The 19,340-nt window shown below is 46.6% G+C and carries 15 protein-coding genes; 8 read left to right on the top strand and 7 right to left on the bottom strand.

Translation table 11 applies throughout. The features are described from left to right. Positions 1–23 precede the first annotated feature (23 nt). Positions 24–893 (top strand): mechanosensitive ion channel family protein, encoded by an 870-nt coding sequence (locus ACF8CV_RS08390; RefSeq protein WP_005463003.1) that lies wholly within the window; start codon positions 24–26, stop codon positions 891–893. Positions 894–973: 80 nt separating this feature from the next. Here ACF8CV_RS08390 and fhuB read toward each other — a convergent pair whose 3' ends face one another. Genes fhuB through ACF8CV_RS08370 form a run of 4 tightly spaced genes read right to left on the bottom strand, consistent with a single transcriptional unit; the run spans position 974 to position 6,786 of the window. Then, positions 974–2,941: a Fe(3+)-hydroxamate ABC transporter permease FhuB gene (fhuB, locus tag ACF8CV_RS08385; protein WP_392416639.1), complete on the bottom strand. Its 1,968-nt coding sequence runs from the start codon at positions 2,939–2,941 to the stop codon at positions 974–976. Next, positions 2,938–3,810, bottom strand: coding sequence for an iron-siderophore ABC transporter substrate-binding protein (locus ACF8CV_RS08380; protein ID WP_373272416.1), 873 nt, complete (start codon positions 3,808–3,810; stop codon positions 2,938–2,940). The genes fhuB and ACF8CV_RS08380 overlap by 4 nt, the downstream gene beginning before the upstream one ends. Before the next feature lie 47 nt (positions 3,811–3,857). After that, on the bottom strand, positions 3,858–4,643 hold the full coding sequence (locus ACF8CV_RS08375; RefSeq protein ID WP_138938062.1) for an ABC transporter ATP-binding protein: 786 nt from the start codon (positions 4,641–4,643) through the stop codon (positions 3,858–3,860). Between the two features lie 52 nt (positions 4,644–4,695). Further along, a complete protein-coding gene (locus tag ACF8CV_RS08370) occupies positions 4,696–6,786 on the bottom strand; it encodes a TonB-dependent siderophore receptor (RefSeq protein WP_208871073.1) in 2,091 nt (696 codons plus the stop codon). 145 nt (positions 6,787–6,931) lie between these two features. Between ACF8CV_RS08370 and ACF8CV_RS08365 the strand changes: the two genes are divergently transcribed. From ACF8CV_RS08365 to ACF8CV_RS08340, 6 genes are all read left to right on the top strand, one after another. Further along, complete coding sequence (locus ACF8CV_RS08365; protein WP_138938061.1) at positions 6,932–8,758, top strand: ABC transporter ATP-binding protein; 1,827 nt, start codon at positions 6,932–6,934, stop codon at positions 8,756–8,758. Between the two features lie 259 nt (positions 8,759–9,017). Further along, positions 9,018–10,052, top strand: a complete 1,035-nt coding sequence (locus tag ACF8CV_RS08360) for a DUF4118 domain-containing protein (RefSeq protein WP_180919905.1) — start codon at positions 9,018–9,020, stop codon at positions 10,050–10,052. Continuing rightward, the gene (locus ACF8CV_RS08355; protein WP_021452112.1) at positions 10,049–10,747 is read left to right on the top strand and encodes a response regulator transcription factor; all 699 of its coding nucleotides are present in this window, start codon (positions 10,049–10,051) and stop codon (positions 10,745–10,747) included. The genes ACF8CV_RS08360 and ACF8CV_RS08355 overlap by 4 nt, the downstream gene beginning before the upstream one ends. 151 nt (positions 10,748–10,898) lie before the next feature. Further along, a complete protein-coding gene (locus ACF8CV_RS08350) occupies positions 10,899–11,552 on the top strand; it encodes a TrkA family potassium uptake protein (protein WP_005375180.1) in 654 nt (217 codons plus the stop codon). Between the two features lies 1 nt (position 11,553). After that, a complete protein-coding gene (locus tag ACF8CV_RS08345; RefSeq protein WP_005392443.1) occupies positions 11,554–12,918 on the top strand; it encodes a TrkH family potassium uptake protein in 1,365 nt (454 codons plus the stop codon). 386 nt (positions 12,919–13,304) lie between these two features. Further along, on the top strand, positions 13,305–15,350 hold the full coding sequence (locus tag ACF8CV_RS08340; protein WP_025504871.1) for an EAL domain-containing protein: 2,046 nt from the start codon (positions 13,305–13,307) through the stop codon (positions 15,348–15,350). A 67-nt stretch (positions 15,351–15,417) separates the two neighbouring features. Here the strand turns inward: ACF8CV_RS08340 and azu are convergent, their stop codons facing one another. After that, entirely contained in the window at positions 15,418–15,870 is a 453-nt protein-coding gene (gene azu / locus ACF8CV_RS08335; protein WP_005463034.1) for an azurin, read from the bottom strand. Between the two features lie 312 nt (positions 15,871–16,182). Further along, positions 16,183–16,833, bottom strand: coding sequence for an HAD family phosphatase (locus tag ACF8CV_RS08330; protein ID WP_025636414.1), 651 nt, complete (start codon positions 16,831–16,833; stop codon positions 16,183–16,185). 478 nt (positions 16,834–17,311) lie between these two features. Between ACF8CV_RS08330 and ACF8CV_RS08325 the strand changes: the two genes are divergently transcribed. Then, positions 17,312–18,007, top strand: coding sequence for a hypothetical protein (locus tag ACF8CV_RS08325; RefSeq protein ID WP_021452117.1), 696 nt, complete (start codon positions 17,312–17,314; stop codon positions 18,005–18,007). 80 nt (positions 18,008–18,087) lie between these two features. Here ACF8CV_RS08325 and manA read toward each other — a convergent pair whose 3' ends face one another. After that, complete coding sequence (manA, locus tag ACF8CV_RS08320) at positions 18,088–19,320, bottom strand: mannose-6-phosphate isomerase, class I (protein WP_138938060.1); 1,233 nt, start codon at positions 19,318–19,320, stop codon at positions 18,088–18,090. Positions 19,321–19,340 lie beyond the last annotated feature (20 nt).

The raw sequence follows: 19,340 nt of genomic DNA, 5'->3' as shown, positions 1-19,340 counted from the left end.
GTCTGTAACAAGGGAGCTGGGTAATGGAGAAAGTGCAGTTGGTCGTCGATTTTCTTCTCACGCACAAAATGCTGTTTACCACATTAATTTTGTTTTTTATGTGGTTGGTACGTCGTTCAATTTTGTCGATGATTCGCGGTGATCATGCCTTTTTAACCGAAGATCAACGCAGTTGGATGTCGAGAACCAAAAACGGTACGTTTGCGTTCACATTGCTGATCCTGTTTATCCTCTGGCAATCAGAAATCAGTGAGTTTGCGCTCAGTGTTACAGCGATTGCGGTTGCTATTGTGGTGGCATCGAAAGAGATCATTTTGTGTTTTACAGGCTCGATTCAACGTGCGAGTTCGCGCTCGTTTCGAGTGGGTGATTGGATTGAAGTGGGTAAGTTGTGTGGCGAGGTGATCGAACACAACATGATGGCGACAGTGATTCAAGAGATCGATTTACATCACGGGCAATACCATTACACGGGTAAAACTGCGACGTTGCCTAATAGTATGTTTTTCACCTATCCGGTTAAAAACCTCAACTTCATGAAGCGTTATGTTTACCATAATTTCACGATTGTGGTGAAAGACTTCGTCAACCTGTATCCGCTACTGACACCATTAACGGACAAAATTGATGAGCATTGCAGTTACTTTAGTGATGTGGCACATCGTTACAATGCCATGATCGAGAAGCATGCCGGCGTTGATCTGCCGGGCGCAGAGCCGCACATCCACATTTCAAGTCATATTAATGGTGAGCAGATTGTGCATGTGATGATCTTCTGCCCGACAGATAAGGCGAACCATTTAGAACATTTGATTCGTCAGGACTTTATGGAGCTTTACGAGCAGCGTTTTCCTGCTTCGAATGATGAATCGAACGACGCTGCATTCAACTAACTTGCATTAAAAAGAAACCCGCTGCTTCGGAGTAAACTCCCAAAGAGCGGGTTTCTTTTTTCGCTTATCTTTACGCCAAGCTATCGGAACTTGCTTTTGAGCATCAGGAACAAGAAGTAGGTACTACCGATAATCGCGACTAACGTACCTGCTGCAATTTGGCTCGGGTAAATGGCGATTTGCCCTAACCAATCCGCCCAAACCATAAGCGTTGCACCAATCAAACTGCCAACGAATAATTGTTCTTTGACCTTTCTTGCTCCTAGCATCATCGCCATGTGTGGTGCGACCAAACCAACAAAGGAAACGGGGCCGACCGTCGCCGTTGAAAAGGCACACAGCAGAGCAACGATAACAAGCAAAATCGTGTTCGCAGATGATGGATTCAGCCCGCGCGCGTTAGAAAACGCTCGACCAATAGAAATCAGTGTTAGCCAACGTGACAACGCAAATACAATCGCTAAAAGCACCGACACGGAGATAAGTAACACCAATGCACTTGTGCTGGTGACGCGATACGTTGAGCCCGTGAGCCAGAGCAAAATTTTGTAACTTTCCCCAGAGCCTTGCGCCAACGCAAACTGAACGAGAGCTTGTAATAGGGCGCTAAGGGCAATACCCGAGAGTACAAAATTAGAAGGGTTAAAGTGGCTGCGTTTCCCGATAATGAGCAGCAGCATCAATACGGTCAGACTGCCCAGAAAAGCGACGCCCCAGTTAAATGCGGCGAGTACAGATCCAACCATCACACCAGTGATGATAATGGCAAAGGTTGCGCCGGATGACACACCGAGAATGTCTGGGCTCGCAAGTGGGTTGTAAACGATACGCTGCAAAATGATCCCTGCAATGGAAAGGGCAACACCTACTGAAATCGCACTGATCATGCGTGGCCAACGCAGTTGCCATTGGAACTCGCCAGCAATCGCAAACTCAATACCACTGATACCGTGCGTAACAAATGAGTACGCCAGAATGCCGATGATCCCCATTACTGCAATGCCCCAAACTGCTGCGTTCGATAGAGCCGTTTTTCCTTGGCTCATCGATAAGTTCAGCTGATCCGTAGCTGTCAGTTTCTTGCGAGTAAACCAGATCAACGCAGGTGCACCAATGGCCGCCGCGGCCACACCGCTTGGGATGGTTTCTTCTAACAATAAACTGAGATAAATCGCCGCAGAATCGGTGATAAGCAGCAACGCAGCGCCAAGCAACATGCTACTGATGAGTTCATCGCGTGGCGTTCTCGCTCCCATTGCACGGGCGATGTTTGGTGTTAACAAGCCGATAAAACTGATGATACCAACCGCAGTGATTGAGGCTGATACCAGCCAAATACCCATCACCATTAACGCCCCAAACGCGGGTAATACCGCTAAGCCTCGGGCTGCTGCGCCTTCTTGTCCCAGTTTCATTAGGGTCAGAATGCGTGGTGCGACAATCAAAATGACGATTGCGACAGTAGAACGTGGCAGCAACCATTCAAACCAATCCCAACTGTATTGTGAAAGGTCGCCCGCTCCCCACATAAAGATGTTTTGAGCAAACTGTGCATTGAGAATAATCAGAGCTGTCGCAATGGAGCCAAGCAAAATGTTGATGACCATGCCGGAGACCACTAAAGGCAACCCCGTCATATTGCGCACACCAGCGATCGAAATGATCAAACCAAACGCCACCAAAGCACCTGCCATGGCAGCGAAAGCGGAGTAGTCGGCCACCCAGTCAACAAACCAAATGTTAACGATGACCAACGCAAGCCAAGCACCGGAAGATGTGCCCAAGGTCAGCGGTGAGGTGAGGTTGTTTTGCGTTAACTGCTGCATCAAACTGCCAGTCAGCCCGAGCATTGCACCAACCAATAATGTGATGCTCAATCGAGGTAACTGAGACTGCATAAAGAAAACATCACGAAATTCGCTGGCGCTTTCTGGTTGAGTGAACAACTGCCATTGTTTACTCAACGACAAGCTCGTATCAATTTGTAAGCTCAATAGGCTAAGCAACGCAATCAGCGCGGCATAGCCAATGTACGGTTTCGTTCTCATTGTTTTGGTGCCAGTTCAATTAAGCTGTCGGTAATGGCTTCTGCCATGTATTGCAAAGACATCGCGCCGCCGTAGGCCCACACCGCTCTTACCGAATTTACGCGCTGTTTTTTCACGAATGGCATCGCTTGCCAAAGTGGTGAGCTGTTCAACTTGCTCTCTTGTGGGAAAGGCTGCACGTAAAGTACGTAGCTTTGTTCAAGGTTTTGTAAGCGGTTGATGCGATCTTGTTTGATGCCCCAAGCGCGCGCAGAGACTTGGATAGGGTTGGTTAACCCAAGCTGCTCAACCACATAATCAGTGGTCGAATTTTCCGTTGATAGCAGAACAGAATTGGGTGTCGAGAAGCGCATCACCAACACGTCTAATGGGGCAGAATAATGCTGACGAATCTTGTCACGCAGTTGTTTGAATGAGTCATTGAGTTTTGCCAGTTTTTGTTCCGCTAACTCTTGTTTATCAAACAGCGCACCTAGCGTACGAAAATGCTTGATTGCGGTTTGAGCCGCGGCTTCGTTTTGCGAAAAATTCGGCAAATACACCACCGGCGCGATTTGTCTGAGCAGGGGAATCAAATCTTGCTGGGGAGAAGCTGCTAGGATCACATCGGGTTTCAAACTCGCGATTTTCTCTAAATTGGGTTCGGCGCGAGTGCCGATATCCTCAATGGATTCTGGTGCGTAAGGATTCACTACCCACTGGCGGTAACCTGGCAAGTTAGGCGCAGCAATGGGCTCGATGTCCAACGCGAGCACTTGCTCCAAAATGTCCCAGTTGAGAACCACGACGCGTTGCGGCACTTGCTCAAAAGTCACCGCTCCGTACGCATCATGAACGGTAATGTCTGCGTTCGCACGTGCAATCATCATTGTAAAAAGTAGAGTCGTGCAGCTTAGTTGCTTGAGAAATCGAACCATCATGCACATACCACCGCCACCTTCTGGCTAGCAAGTGTGTCCGCGGGCGTTGGATGGTCAATGAGCTTAATTGGTGATTCGTAAAGTGCAGACAAACGCGATTCATCAAGTAGCATTTCGGCACTGCCTTCAAAGGCAATTTGACCTTTTTTGAGCGCAACTATGTGGGTTGCGTAGCGCAGTGCTAAGTTCAAATCATGCAGGATCACGATAATGCCTACGTTCTCGGTTCGATTCAGCTCTGCCAGTAGCGCCATCAGTTGAAATTGATGGTGAACATCGAGCGCGGAGGTCGGTTCGTCTAGGATCAAAATCGGTGATTGTTGAGCCAAAAGCATAGACACCCAAGCGCGTTGGCGCTCACCGCCCGATAAATCGTCCGCTAATGCTTGAGCAAACGGAGCAACGCCAGTGCGAGCCATGGCTTCAGCGATAATCTGTTTGTCTTCAGGTTTCCAACGACCAAGTGCGCCACGCCACGGAAAGCGGCCTAAGCGCACTAGCTCTTCTACCGTTAAACCAGCCGAGGAGGGCAGCTTTTGTGGCAAATAGGCTATCTGCTTTGCCAGCTCTTTGGTTTTGAGTGATGAAAGGGAAGTATCGTTTAGTGTTACCGTGCCTTTATCTGGCGACATTTGACCAGAAAGCAGGTTTACCAGTGTCGATTTGCCTGAACCGTTATGGCCCAAAACGACAGTCAGTTCATTCGTTGGGATGTTAAGTTGGTCGATGCCGAGGATCTGACGTCCACCTCGAACGATCTCAATATTAGACAGTTGAAACATGGATGGCTCTCAGGAGAAAACTCCCCTCAAGAGAGGGGAGTCGAAAGTTCAATTACCAGCGGTAGTTTGCGTTTAGCATGACAGAGCGAGACTGGCCGTAATAACACCAGTAATCGCAACCTGATACAAATTCTTTATCCAGAATGTTGTTCACGTTTAGCTGTGCTTGCCACTGTGAAGTGATGTCGTAAGTGACTGACGCATCCCAAAGAGTCACTGAAGGAACGGTTAGGTTCGAGCTCTTAGGGTTATCTTTAGATTCGCCCACATAACGAACACCAGTACCGATGTTTAGACCTGGAATTAGGCTGTATGCGCTGTAGTCTACCCATGCCGAAGCTTGGTGTTCAGGAATAAGCGCGGCTTGTTTTTTGCCTTTGCCAAAGCTTTCGTCTGTTTTCGCTTTGGTGTAGGTGTAGCTTGCCATCAGTTTTAGATCGTCGGTTAGCTGCGCCGTGCTTTCAAGCTCAATACCTTGAGAAGTCACTTCACCCGTTTGTGTCGCGATCCATGTTGATGGGTTGGTCACCAACGCGTTCTTTTGCGTAATGTCGAACCATGCTAGGTTGATAAAGCCATCCATAAAGCTTGGCTCATACTTCACACCTACTTCTACTTGCTCGCCTTCTAGCGGTTTGTAAAGCTCATTGGTTGCCGCATCAATGGTGCTGATCACTTCAAACGACTGAGAGTAGTTTGCGTAAGGTGACAAACCATTGTTTGCAAGGAACATCACACCCGCGCTGAGAGACAGCTGACCATCATCACGAGATTCGTTTTGATCAACGCCTACGCCTTTGCCAGAGTTTTCTGTTTTTACCCAGTCGTAACGAGCACCTACGTTACCAATCCATTGTTCATGCAGTTTCAATTGGTATTGCGAGTAGACACTTGCTTGAGATTTCTCAATCTCACGTTTTACGTTCTTTGAAGGATCAAGTGGATTGAAGTTACCGTAAACTGGGTTCCACGGGTTGATGGTGCCAAACGCGTAGTTGTCCTGTTCGTCGCCATCGGTTTTGTGGAATTGCAGATCCATACCGACGAGCACAGTGTGTTCTGCGTTATCTGTCATCCAGTTGCCGACAGCATTGTTATCGAACGTGATGCTCTGGTTTTTGCCGTCACGAAATACGATGCCTTGCGTTAATTCTTCTTTCGCTGGATCGTTGTTTGAGAACGCGTAAGAGCTGCGCAAGTACAACTCATTCGAACCGTAGTTGAGGTTTTGCGAGAATGACCACGTGTCATTGATGTCGTGCTCTAGCAAGTAACCTAGAGAGAACTGCGTGCGTTCGTATTTATCGTAGTTTGGCTGACCAAGGTTAGTCGAAGGATCGATTTTGCCAAAGTTAGAACCAATCAGAGTACCTGCCGCTGGGAAAAATGGGTTGGTTGGCACACCGTCATCACGAAGGTAAGTAGCCAAAACGGTCAGCATTGTACGGTCAGAAATGTCGAACTCGACGCTTGGCGCTAGATAAAAACGCTCGTTGTTGGTGCCGTCCAGTTCGCCATCTTGGCTTGTCATCAGGCCAACCAAACGGTAGCGGATTGTGCCATCGTCGTTTGCTTCATCAGCAATGTCAAAACCCACCGACTGGTGTTGGTTGTTGCCCACTTCCACTTTTACTTCGCCTTGAGGCGTAAACGTTGGTTTTTTCTGTACTGCATTCACGATACCGCCTGGTGCCGATTCACCAAACAGAATAGCTGATGGGCCTTTAACCACTTCCACACTTTCTAGGCCGTAAGGTTCGACCAACCATGTGTAGTAACCGTCGCGGAATAGGCGGTTGCCGTTTAGGTAAGTCGCAGCATCAAAACCGCGAACTTTGAACCAATCGGTGTCGTTGTCGGCGCCATAAGGCTGAGCGGTTACGCCAGATGTGTAGCGTAATGCTTCGTCCAATTTTTTCGGTGCACGAACGCGAAGTTCGTCTTCAGAGATAATAGAAACGCTGCGTGGTGTTTCTGCCGCTGGTGTTTCTACTTTTAACGCTTGTGCTGTGACGGTGATGGTTTCCATCGCGGTAACGTCATCTTGTGCGTTCGCTGAAAGCGCAACCACTGCTACTGTAGGCGCAATCGCGCAAACCATTGCTTTACGGATCGCAACGGTCAGTAAGTTATTTTTCGTCATAAATACATTCCCGACAATTATATTTAACAAGAAGCTTAATTGTAATTATTATCATTTGAACTTTTGTTTCGGTATTTTACTGACTTTCGTATCAAAAGATAGTAAAACGTCCGCAAATTTATTCGCGGTAACCAAAGTAGTTGTTATGTTTAATTGGTTTGAAAAACTGACCCAACCCTTTCCCCAGATGGAAACCGAAAAGCCACCGAAGACGCTTTTTGGCTTCTGTCGCTTTTACACTCGTGGCTTTGAAGCCCCTTTACTTGTCATGGCGATATTCAGTGCATTGATTGCGGTGACGGAAGTGACGCTCTTACGTTACATGGGCGAATTGGTGGATATTCTTGCCAACCAAGACCGTGCAACATTCTGGGTGGATCAAGGCGATCGCATGATGATGATGGTGTTGCTTGTTGTCGTTGTGATGCCGTGTTTAGGCTTTGTGCACTCGATGGTGATGCACCAAACGTTATTGGGTAACTACCCGATGTCTATCCGTTGGTTGATACATCGTTACTTGCTGAAACAAGCGGTTGGCTTTTTCCAACGAGACTTTGCAGGCCGAGTCGCGACTAAAGTGATGCAAAGCGCGTTGGCGGTACGAGAAACAGTGATGAAGCTGGTGGATGTACTGGTTTACATCAGCGTTTATTTTCTGTCGATGATTTGGATGATGGGTGAGGCAGATGGCTTGTTGATGCTGCCGATTGTGGTCTGGTTAGGCATTTATGTTCTGATCCAGTTCTACTTTATCCCACGAATGAAGCAGGTTGCGACGGATCAAGCGGATGCTCGCTCGGTTATGACCGGACGCATTGTGGATTCTTACACCAACATTTCTACCGTGAAATTGTTCGCGCACTCGCAACGAGAGTTGGAATACGCAGAAAGCAGCATGAAGCAGTTTTTGGTGACGGTTTACCGCCAAATGCGCATGGTGACTTGTTTGCTGTTCAGTGTCGATGCCATCAACTATTTATTGCTTCTGTCTATCAGCGCTATCTCGGTTTACCTCTGGTTAGACGAGGCCGTGACGATTGGTGCCATTGCGATTGCCATCAGTATTGCGTTGCGTGTGCAAGGTATGTCGAAGTGGATCATGTGGGAAGTTAGCGCGCTGTTTGAAAACATTGGCACGGTAGTGGACGGCATCAATACGATTTCAAACGACGTTGAAGTGAAAGACGTGCCAAATGCCAAGCCTCTGAAAATCTCGCGAGGTGAGATCTGTTTCGACAACGTAGGTTTTAACTACAGTGACGAGAAGGCGGTATTTGAGAACTTGAACCTGACCATCAAACCGGGCGAAAAAGTCGGTATTGTCGGTCGCTCTGGGGCAGGTAAATCCACGTTGGTTAACCTGTTGCTGCGTTTTTACGATGTGAATACGGGTAAGATTTGTATTGATGGGCAGGACATTTCGCAAGTCAAACAAGAGTCGCTGCGTCAACACATCGGTATGATCACGCAGGACACTTCTTTGCTGCATCGCTCAATTAAAGAGAACATTCTTTACGGTGATCCAAGCGCTTCAATGGAGGCTGTGATTAACGCCGCTGAAAAAGCGCACGCGCATGACTTCATCCAAACGTTGAAAGATGAACAAGGCAATGCCGGCTACGATGTTGAAGTGGGTGAGCGCGGCGTGAAGTTGTCTGGCGGTCAGCGTCAACGTGTGGCGATTGCTCGCGTGCTGTTGAAAAACGCGCCAATTTTGATCATGGACGAAGCTACGTCTGCACTTGATTCAGAAGTGGAGTCGGCAATTCAAGAAAACCTTGAAGTTCTGATGGAAGGAAAAACAGTGATCGCGATTGCTCACCGTTTATCAACGATTGCCGCGATGGATCGTTTGATTGTAATGGATGACGGCAAAATCATTGAGCAAGGCTCACACCACGAGCTGCTCCAATTGGGTGGCGTTTACGCTCAGTTGTGGAAGCATCAAACCGGCGGTTTTTTGTCTGAGTAAGATGCTGCCAAACAGCTGCATCTAAATGAGGCTAAACGAAAGAGGAGCAAATGCTCCTCTTTTTTGTGTCTGTCGTTTATACCGAGTGGGTGGCGTCAATGGGTAACGTTAACTTGTGATTATTCATTGGGTTAGACCAACTTAGTGATGGTTATGTTTATAACTGTCTGTCGTTATTGAATTTTTTACGCTTTTTTTACGCGAACTCCGAATGGGCTTTTGCTAAAGTTTCTGCATCGAATTTTGGTTGATGTACTTTATGTTTGCTCATTGGCGAGATAACACATTTCTCTTTTCTGCCATCGTGATTGTTGGCGCGGTTGTGGCCTCATGGCTGTTAGACCAACTGTTTGGCTCTACGGCTGCCGTTCTGCTGATTTTGCAGTTAGCAGTCGTGGTGGTGGCGTTTCAATGCAACTCGCGATTCGCTTATGCGGCGGCGGTGATCGAAGCGCTGAGCTTCAACTTCTTTTTCACGACGCCTCGTTACTCTTTGCAGATGTTTCGTCCGGAAGACATTTTTAATCTAGTCGTGTTTATGGTGGTGGCATTTATCACCAGCACCTTTGCGGATCTCTATCGTCGCCAGCAGGGCGAGTTAAAACAAACCAAGCTGCAAAACAGCATCCTGCTATCGGTGTCTCATGACCTACGCACGCCGCTGGCAACCATTATTGGAACACTGACCACTCTCAACGAGTACATGCCCAAGCTCAATGACTTAGAGCGCAAAGAATTGCTCGACAGTGCGACTTCAGAAAGCCACCGCTTGCATCAATATATAGAGAACCTCTTACAGGCGACTAAGCTCCAACACGGCACATTAAAAATTACCAAAAAAGCTGAGCCTATTGCGAATATTGTGCGGGATGCGGTTTCTCGTTTGCCGAATTACACCGAGAAAGTGTCCATGAATATGGATGATTCCGTTGGTTATTTATCAGTAAGTCGTTCGCTCATCGAACAAGCGTTTTTTAATGTGTTGGATAATGCCATGCGATTTTCACCAGAGAATGAACCTGTTGAGGTTTCTCTTTCTAAGCAGGGTTCGTCGTGCGTGATTGATGTTCGGGACATGGGGATTGGCATCAAAGCTGAAGATGCGGAAAAAATATTCAGCCTTTTCTATTCCGGCGCGAACAACAAATCGGCCGATTCAGGCACCGGAATGGGACTCGCGGTTGCCAAAGGCATCATCACCGCACACCAAGGAGAGATCCAATCTATGCCAGTATCAGAAGGGACGCTGATCCGCATTCGACTTCCACTCAATCAAGGAGCAGAGCAGACGTGAGTTACAAAGTTTTAGTCGTGGACGATGAGCCTCGCATTCATACCTTTATTCGAATTTCGCTGTCTGCTGAAGGGTTTGATTACATTGGCGCGAGTACCATTGCAGAAGCCAAAGCGTGTTTCGAAGCGCATTCTCCGCACGTCATTCTGCTAGATTTAGGCTTGCCCGACGGCGATGGGACGGAGTTTCTCACGACGCTTCGTCAGACATATAAAACGCCAGTGCTAGTGCTGACAGCTCGCGATCAAGAAGAGGAAAAAATCCGCCTTTTAGAAGCGGGCGCGAATGATTACTTGAGCAAGCCTTTTGGCGTAAAAGAGCTTATCGCGCGCATCAAAGTGCTGGTTCGAGATTTGGTGGATGAGCAATCCATCGCTGATGAGCTGGTGGCTGGCCGAGTCAAAATCATCAAAAGTACTCACCAATTTTGGTTGGATCAGAGGGAAATTCCACTCACCAAGAAAGAGTTTTCTTTCATTGAACAGTTGATTCTCAAGCCGGGAAAACTCATTGAGCAAACTCATTTGCTAGCGGTGATTTGGGGAAAAAGTCATGTCGAAGATACTCACTACTTACGCGTACTAGTGAGTCAACTACGCAAAAAACTGAACGATAGCGCTGACGAACAGCGACTTTTAAAAACCGAGCCGGGGCTGGGTTATCGTTTAGTGCTTGAGGCGTCCAAGCACCACTAAATTCCAAATTTAATCAACGTTAATGCCAAGGTTTAGTGCTGGTTATCGGCACTCGAACAGGATTCGTGTTGCCTATTTTCCGTGACGGAAAATCAGTCTAGCCCTTAACGCATTAGCATTTTCTATACATAAAACACAGTTAGGGATTGATATGGCTCACTTTACAGTAATTGGTTTAGGGCGATTTGGCGTTGCCGCCAGCTTAGAACTTATTCATCTTGGACACACGGTAACGGGGGTGGATAGCGACCCGAAAATCGTCGAAAAATACGTCGAAGAGTTAACGCAAGCGGTCATATGTGACGCAACAGACGAAGGCGCACTCAGAGAGTTAGCGTTAGCGAACAGTGATGTGGTGTTGGTGGCGATTGGCGAAGACATGCAAGCCAGTTTGTTGTGTACGCTGGCGCTGAAAAATTTAGGCGTGAAATCCATTTGGGTCAAAGCGAGCACCAAAGCACACCACACCATCGTATCTAAGCTGGGTGTACAACGCATTATTCATCCGGAAGAGGAGATGGGCGTAAGAGTCGCGCAGGCACTCAACTATCCGATGGTGAACAACTATTTGGAAATGGGGCATGGTTTGTATGTGGTGGAAATCCACGTTAAATCCAATCTGCACGATACGCCGCTTTCTAAGTTGATCAGCCGAGGCAGTTACAACATTCAGCCTATCCTGGTGAAGCGCGAAGAAGCCGTCTACACCAATATCAATGATGAGTTTGTGCTTAATGAGTTCGACACGCTGTTGCTTTGTGGTAGTCGCGCTGAGCTGAAATACGTCGCTCCGAGGTTGGTGTAACATGGTTTTGTGGCATCCCTCTATTATCCCAATCGAGCGAAAACCTAAAGCGGGTAAAAAATTGTTGGGCGCACCGCCATTGATACTTAGCCTCAGTTTTGCGTGCTTGATCATGCTCGGCACAGTTTTACTCAAACTGCCGATTGCCACCACAGAGCCCATCACTTGGATTCAAAGCCTGTTTACTGCGACATCGGCCATTACGGTGACGGGATTAGTTGTGGTAGACACGGGCACGGCGTTTACGCCTTTTGGGCAAGTGGTTATTGCTTTCCTGATTCAATGTGGAGGCCTAGGTTTAATGACGTTTGCCATCGTGACTTTGCTGGCTCTGGGCGGAAAAATTGGCTTTTTGGAGCGAGCCGTCGCGAGAGAGGCGTTCAACCAAACTGACTCGTCGACACTCATTGCCACTGCTAAATCTGTATTGATGTTCGCTCTGCTCGTTGAACTTATTGGTTTCACTATTTTGAGCGTTTATTGGAGTGAAGAGCTGGGTTGGAAAACCAGTCTGTTCCATGGTTTCTTCTACACCATCAGTGCGTTTAACAATGCAGGTTTTGCGTTGAGTGCCGATAGCTTAATGCCTTACGTGGACGACCCGGTCGTTAACTTCACCATTACCAGTTTGTTTATTATTGGTGGTTTAGGCTTCTCGGTTTGGATTGACTTAAAACGCAATCGCCGTTGGCACCGGCTCACCGTTTACAGTCGAATGATGATCTTAGGCACGGTGATCATTAACGTGGTGGCACTTATCGCGATTTACCTGATTGAATATGACAACCCCAACACGCTTGCCCCGTTGAGCGAGGCAGGGAAATGGTGGGCATCGTGGTTTCAAGCGGTGACGCCAAGAACGGCAGGGTTCAACACTTTAGCTATCGATCAGTTGGAAGATGCCACAACGGCGATCATTCTGGTGTTGATGTTTATCGGCGGTGGATCATTGAGCACGGCAAGTGGTATTAAAGTTGTGACATTTATGGTGTTAGTCTTGGCAACTTACAGCTATTTGCGTCGTGATGAAGCAACCTATGCCTTTCAACGCGAGATTCCCAAAGAGACCATCAGCAAGGCATTGGCGCTGACTCTGATCTCGGTGGGTGTGACTTGGTTTGCCATCTTCACGCTGTTACTGACAGAGAAAGCGTCTATGTTAGACATTATGTTCGAAGCGGTCTCGGCGCTAGGTACGGTTGGGTTATCGCGAGGCTTAACGGGCAGTTTGTCCGAACCAGGTGAGTTAGTGATCATCTTCATGATGTTTATGGGACGATTAGGGCCTCTTACTTTAGCGTACTTCTTAGCCAGTCCAAGAAAGAAAAAAGCGCGTTACGCGAGCACTAAACTGGCAATAGGATGATGAAACCGATGCGGCGGCAAAGCATGTGGATGGCATGCTTTGCTGTTTGCTTGTGCATAGCATTATTACTAAGTTGTTCATCGAAAGTTATATAAAAAGAGGAATAAATGAGCTTTATGAGTAAGTGGTAATTTCTGGAATAACCACAAATTATATATGCCTTTTGTTTGTCGTGAAGGTCAATAATCTCATTGGATCGAGCGATGTATAGTCGCTAAATTAAGTTGGCAACTTTTCCGTGCTGTTATTGGCATTTAGTATCCATTGTTTGACCTTAATACGAAAAACGACATTACCTATCAACAATGTTTGCCTGAGTTTCGGCTGTTGTATTAACGGCTGCATTTTCTGCAGTTGAAGATAACTACTTTACAAAAGAACTCTCCATGCAAACTCGCCGCGAACTCTTCTTTGCCCCTTTTCAGCGTCTGGCTGTAATCGCAGAGCAATGGCGAGCTGGGTCTAAATCTTACTTAACAGACTTAGCTTCAATCGCGTTACTGCTTCTCCCACTGACATTATCCAACGCGCTGGCTATTCTACTTGGTCACGCATTTCGAGTGGCGGGCTTGGGTGATGTTTCCTTACTGCTTTTCCACCTTTCCGACATTTTGATCAACCTATATCCCACGGCATTTTGCGTGGTTGCTGCATATTATTTGTCGCACAAAGCCAATGTATCGAGTGTGGTGCTTATTATTTATTCGCTGATCATGTTTTATTTGGTGTCGATAGAAAATGAAAGCTTATCTGCGACGTATACGTTGCCCAATAACTCTCTGTTGGCGCTGATCAGCGCCATGATGTCGTATTTGTACTGCAAACATTTGAGAATTCAATTGCTTGAACCCCAAGCACTGGACTTTACTTCTCGGCTGTTTAAAGACGTTTTGCACTTTTTCGTATTTGTTCTTGTCGCGGTAAGCCTGTCTCACGTTACTGCGGCGATCATGGTGTGGTTTAGTGGCGCAGTGCGCAGTATCGGCGTCGATCCTTTAACGCTTGAAGGCGGTTTAATCTATCAAACCGTTTTGGGGTTGCTAGGGGCGACGGGCATCAATGCTCACAACATGTTGTTTGCCATCAAGCAGCAGATATACGCTGCGACCGAAGCCAACATGGCTGCTTGGCAAGCTGGCGAAGCGTCGCTTAACGTTATCAGCCAAGGTTTTTACGACGCCTTTTTGTCTATGGGTGGTTCAGGAAACAGTGTCTGTTTGCTTTTGTGTATCCTGATTTTTGCCAGAGAGCGCAACCACATCATGTTGGCGTTGGCGGCTGCGCCATTGGTGATGTTCAACATTAATGAAGTGTTGCTGTTTGGTTTGCCGATCATCTTTAACCCTATTCTCATCATCCCATTTGTGCTGGTGCCTTTGGTGAGCTTCGTGATCACCTATGCGAGCATTGCGTCGGGTATGATTGATCCTGTAGAGAAGATCGTGAACTGGATGACGCCGCCGTTAATCAGTGGATATGTCGCAATGGGAAATCATATTCAAGGCACAATACTTCAACTGATAGTGATCGCGGCAGGAGTATTGATCTATCGACCTTTTTATCTTGCTTATGCTGGCAAACACGCGAGTCAGTTCGGGTTGAACAATGCGCTGAATGGTATTGAACAATCGCTGTTTAAGTCTCTGCTTAATAGCGTGAAAGATTCAAACATATATAGTATCAATAAATCATCAGCTCAGAAGCGTTTGACTTCAATTCTGCGAGAAGGGGAGCTGGTGATGTTTTATCAAAAGTTACAATCGACCCAAGATAAGAGCGTGTTCTCCTATGAAGCGCTGATTCGTTACATCGATAAAGAGGGAAAACTGTGCCCTCCAACGTTTATCAGTGACTTCCAAATGCTTGATGCCATGCCGCTACTTGATAAGTTGGTCATCGAAAAAGTGCTGTCGGACATGAAAACAATGTCGTTATCGCCGTCACGTCGAGTTGCGATCAATATTTCGGTTTCGACGATCGAACAAGCGGATTTTGTTCAGCACTTACAAGGGCGACTTGAGCACTATGGCGTGTCCCCAGATTGGTTAGAAATCGAGATAACCGAAGAGGCGGTGCTAAACGATAAAGTGTCGTTGACCAATACGATGATCGCGCTGCAAGCGTGTGGTATTCGCATTGCAATGGATGATTTCGGAACGGGTTATGCTTCGTTTCCGCATTTGCTCAAATATCCATTTGATAAGATCAAACTCGACCGTTCATTACTGCTTGATGCCACAGACGAAAAGGGTCGCGAGTTATACCGAATCGTGGCTAAACTCGGGCACATTGCCAACTGCGAAGTAGTAGCCGAGGGCGTAGAAACTCAAGCCGAATATGAGTTCGTCGCGCAATGTGGCGTCGACAAAGTACAAGGTTTTTATCTGGCCAAACCGATGCCGATACAAGACTTATCGGATGAGAGAGCATGACCGGATTCGCCTAGTAAAAAGGGAAGCACGCGCTTCCCTTTAGTCACACTCAAATTGAATTCAACGATTATTTAAACTCAAATTTACCCTGCATGATCGCCCAGTGACCAGGGAATGAGCAGAAGAATGAGTAATCACCGCCAGCCGTCATTTTTTCCGTGCTGAATGTAATGCTGGTGCTTTCACCGCCACCAACGACTTTCGTGTGAGCGTAAACGCGCTCGTCGTCTGGCTTCACGTAACTGTTATCTGCGCCAGCAGACATGCCGTCAGTGCCTACCGCTTGGATGTTGGCTGTATCTGCGATGACAACGTTGTGCCCCATAGATTGCGCTGGCATTTTACCGGTGTGGTTGAGCGTTAGCGTTACTTCCTTACAAGTTGCTGGAACACTCAATGTTTTGGTCGAAAACTGCATCATATCGTTAGCATCAATAGAAACCTCACACTCGGCACTGGCTTGTGCGCCGAAGCTCAATCCTGCCAGTGCTAAGGTTGCTGCTAATATACGTAAAGACATATAACACTCTCCATTTTGTTGTTTTGGGCTGACTTGGACTTTTTTGTCCAATAGTTCTCATTATCAGCCAGTTTTGACCCGAAAAACGTGCTTCAATCGGTATATTGACGATTTGTTGCAAACTTGTACTGGTTCGTTCCACTGATTGATCGCTGAACTACCTGATTTTCTTTCGTGGCGTGAACTGGCTCAATTCTTAATTCGTGTAGGTTGAGGGAGTCGATTCAATTAAGAGAGGGAATATGAGATGGGTAAGAAACTAAGAGAAAGCCCAACGTCGACGTTGGACTTTAGAACGTATTCAGAGGAGGGTTAGCGAGTCTGTTTAAGCTCGGCTAATACTTCGTGCAGTGAAGGCACGATAGAGTGACCAAATTGTTTCACCTCATCGCAAGGTTCAACCAAGTCCGGAATTTGATAAGTGACCATGTTTGCCGCTACAGCGGCGCGAACACCATTATTGGAATCTTCAAAGGCCAAACATTGGCTTGGCTCTACATCCAGACGGTTCGCTGCCAGCAAATAGATTTCTGGATCGGGTTTGCCGTGGCTCACTTCGCAGCCTGTCGTTAGGTTATCGAAGTATTTGCTCAACCCTGCTAATTCCAGTTTGATTTTTGCCACCTCTTTCGCGGTAGATGTCGCGACCGCGATAGGTAAATCTTGTGCTTTCAACCACTCCAGCAACTCAACAACGCCATCTTTTACAGGGATGGCTTGGTGTTTGACAACTGCGTTGTAACGAGTGCGCCATTCAAGATGCAGGCGGTCTAAATTCTCGCCGTAGGCTTTGCGGAAAATCGTCTCAATTCCTGCCGCATTGCGGCCAATGATCGATAGGTAAACATCTTCATAAAATGGAAGGTTTTGTACTTCACATGCTTCTTGGAAAATACGCATACAGACGCGTTCAGTATCAAGAAGTAAACCATCCATATCAAAAATAGCAGCTTGGTATTTCATTACATTACAGGCTTGTTGAGTGAGGGAACACATTCTGGCATAAGCCGACGTAATTTTCTCGGAAATTTACTTTTCTGTTTGTCGCAGCTGTATAAATCGGGTGCGGTCTTATTCGATAGGGTGACTTTATGGCTCTAAAACAAAAATGGTGACAGCGCAGCGTATATCATTCTAATTAATCAATATTATTTTTATTGGTACTGTTTATGTTTTCGTGGTTAATTTATTGTAAATATTGATTGTTTAAATGTTTTGGATTATTCCCGTAGAGTTTTTATAAAAACTATCTCTAATTAAAGCGTGAAACTTGTCGTAATTCATTACTTGGTTTTTAGGTTATTGAGTTGAATGGTTTTTTTTATCACTACAATAGATGTTGTTTAAGGTATGAATGTCTCGATAACTATTCCTTCAAGCTTAAAAAGTACAGAGCGTTTTAATGAAGTCCGAAGTGAGTGGTTTGTATTGGAGTTTAAGGATGAAGTTTAAAATCGGTTTAATATCCGCAGCTATTTTGTTATCTGGGTGCGCGACTCAAAAAATGGCTTTCCCGACACAAAACAAATTAACCATTACAGGCAATACGTTGGTGTACGACGGCATGATTACCGGGGATGCCGTGCTCGAAGCCATAAGAATGGTGAATGATAGTGACCAGAAAGTGACAACACTACGTATTACCAGTAGTGGTGGTGATATTGGCGTCGGGATCGAGTTTGGTCACTTCATAAAAAACAACGATATGGATGTGATCGTCAGCCAATTGTGTTTTTCTGCTTGCGCGAATTACATATTGCCTGCGGCGAAAAGTGTGGTGATTGGAAAAGATGCGCTTATTGGGTGGCATGGTGGCGCGAATCAGAGTGACGAGATGTGGGATCAATCGGTTCCTTCGCAATACGAAAAGCAGTTTTATCGCTATCTTACTCGCTTACGAATTAAAGAAGCGGAGTTCTACAACAAAGTAGGAGTGGATCCAAATATTACCGTTTATGGGCATACAAGAACGAATACATGCCAACGTTCAACGCTCGCGAATGGTTGGTATTACACTGAATCTGATATGCGACACATGGGAATTAAGAACCTGACTGTGCAAGGTGAATTACTGGACACTTTGAACTATAACAACAGCGAGATTAATTCTTGTTTGATGCCGCAAATATTTAATTAATTATCACCGCCACAAAAATCGCTCGAGTGAAAAAGAATACGCCTCGCTTAAATTGCGAGGCGTTTTTGTTTCAATTTGAATCAACTGTAAGCCCGTGCAACGCGACCTTCGCAATTCAAGGTGTATTGTTTGGCGTAAGCTGGGATGAAAACAGATTGGCCTTTATCTACTACACACGTTTCACCATTTGCGTGTGTAATCACGAGCGGGGAATCTAGCGGCAACAGGATTTCTGCGGTTCTTACATCAAGTGTTCGTTGGTTGGCCTGCTTTACAATCGCGAATTTGAAATCGTCCACAGGAATTGGGTATTCCAACATATCGTCGATTTCGTTTGGTGCGAGCAATAAGCTGTCGAATGGTTTTTCTTCGAAGCGTGTGCATGCAACGAGTTCTTTTACGTCCATATACTTCGGTGTTAAACCTGCGCGTAGCACATTGTCTGAGTTCGCCATGATCTCAAGCCCCGTCCCTTTCAAGTACGCGTGTGGCGTTTCTGCATCCAAGAACATCGCTTCGCCTGGTTTCAGCGTGATAACGTTGAGTAGCAAGGGTGCAAACAAACCAATGTCGCCCGGGTATTGCGTTTCTAACTCCAAGATCAGGTTGAACAGAGGCAAGTCGGTGATGCGAGCTTGTGCCAATAGCACCGTCAACGCCATCTCTTTCTGTTCGCCTTCCAGTGACAATAGACCGGAGAAGAAGCTCGCCAATCCTTTGGAAGTTTGATTGTCGATAAGGTCATCCACCAAGCCTTGCAGCTCAGGAATCGCCAGCTCAGAGAAGAAGCTGATGATTTCACTTGTTGGGCGGAAGCCATTCATCGCTTGGTATTCGGTTAGCGCGTAAACCAATTCTGGTTTGTGGTTTGGATCTTTGTAGTTACGGTTTGCAGCGGTTAGGGGAATGCCTTGTTTTTCTTCCAGTGCAAACCCCAGTTCTGCTTGTTGCTTGTTTGGGTGCACCTGAATCGACAGCGCTTTCTCAGCGGCAAGCACTTTAAACAGGTATGGAAGTTCACCAAAACGGTTTGCGACTTCTTCACTCAGAAAAGCATTCATGTCTTGAGCAATCAGTGAAGAGAGTTTGGTCTCCTCACCGTTTACCATCACCAATGAGCAACCGTTTGGATGCGCGCCCATCCATACTTCTGCTTGTGGTTCGCCCGTTGGGTTTTCAATGCCAAACAGTTGGTTAACAGAAGTAGTACTGCCCCAAGCGTAGTTTTGAATCACGTTGTTCATCAGGAAAAACATCGGATGCTTAGCTTGAGTTTGAATCGTTTGTGTATCGGACATCGTTAAATCAGACATAGAGTGTCACCATGAGAGAA

Origin of the sequence: Vibrio sp. zbq_1 (genome assembly GCF_043102935.1) — a bacterium.
GTDB lineage: Bacteria > Pseudomonadota > Gammaproteobacteria > Enterobacterales > Vibrionaceae > Vibrio > Vibrio parahaemolyticus.
The sequence above is the reverse complement of the archived record's forward strand: the minus strand, read 5'-3'. Positions and strand labels throughout refer to the sequence as shown.

Excerpts from the sequence above, each read along its gene's own strand:
- ACF8CV_RS08390 (WP_005463003.1), top strand. The coding sequence starts at position 24 with ATGGAGAAAGTGCAGTTGGTCGTCGATTTTCTTCTCACGCACAAAATG.
- fhuB (WP_392416639.1), bottom strand. The coding sequence starts at position 2,941 with ATGAGAACGAAACCGTACATTGGCTATGCCGCGCTGATTGCGTTGCTT.
- ACF8CV_RS08380 (WP_373272416.1), bottom strand. The coding sequence starts at position 3,810 with ATGATGATTGCACGTGCGAACGCAGACATTACCGTTCATGATGCGTAC.
- ACF8CV_RS08375 (WP_138938062.1), bottom strand. The coding sequence starts at position 4,643 with ATGTTTCAACTGTCTAATATTGAGATCGTTCGAGGTGGACGTCAGATC.
- ACF8CV_RS08370 (WP_208871073.1), bottom strand. The coding sequence starts at position 6,786 with ATGACGAAAAATAACTTACTGACCGTTGCGATCCGTAAAGCAATGGTT.
- ACF8CV_RS08365 (WP_138938061.1), top strand. The coding sequence starts at position 6,932 with ATGTTTAATTGGTTTGAAAAACTGACCCAACCCTTTCCCCAGATGGAA.
- ACF8CV_RS08360 (WP_180919905.1), top strand. The coding sequence starts at position 9,018 with ATGTTTGCTCATTGGCGAGATAACACATTTCTCTTTTCTGCCATCGTG.
- ACF8CV_RS08350 (WP_005375180.1), top strand. The coding sequence starts at position 10,899 with ATGGCTCACTTTACAGTAATTGGTTTAGGGCGATTTGGCGTTGCCGCC.
- ACF8CV_RS08345 (WP_005392443.1), top strand. The coding sequence starts at position 11,554 with ATGGTTTTGTGGCATCCCTCTATTATCCCAATCGAGCGAAAACCTAAA.
- ACF8CV_RS08340 (WP_025504871.1), top strand. The coding sequence starts at position 13,305 with ATGCAAACTCGCCGCGAACTCTTCTTTGCCCCTTTTCAGCGTCTGGCT.
- azu (WP_005463034.1), bottom strand. The coding sequence starts at position 15,870 with ATGTCTTTACGTATATTAGCAGCAACCTTAGCACTGGCAGGATTGAGC.
- ACF8CV_RS08330 (WP_025636414.1), bottom strand. The coding sequence starts at position 16,833 with ATGAAATACCAAGCTGCTATTTTTGATATGGATGGTTTACTTCTTGAT.
- ACF8CV_RS08325 (WP_021452117.1), top strand. The coding sequence starts at position 17,312 with ATGAAGTTTAAAATCGGTTTAATATCCGCAGCTATTTTGTTATCTGGG.
- manA (WP_138938060.1), bottom strand. The coding sequence starts at position 19,320 with ATGTCTGATTTAACGATGTCCGATACACAAACGATTCAAACTCAAGCT.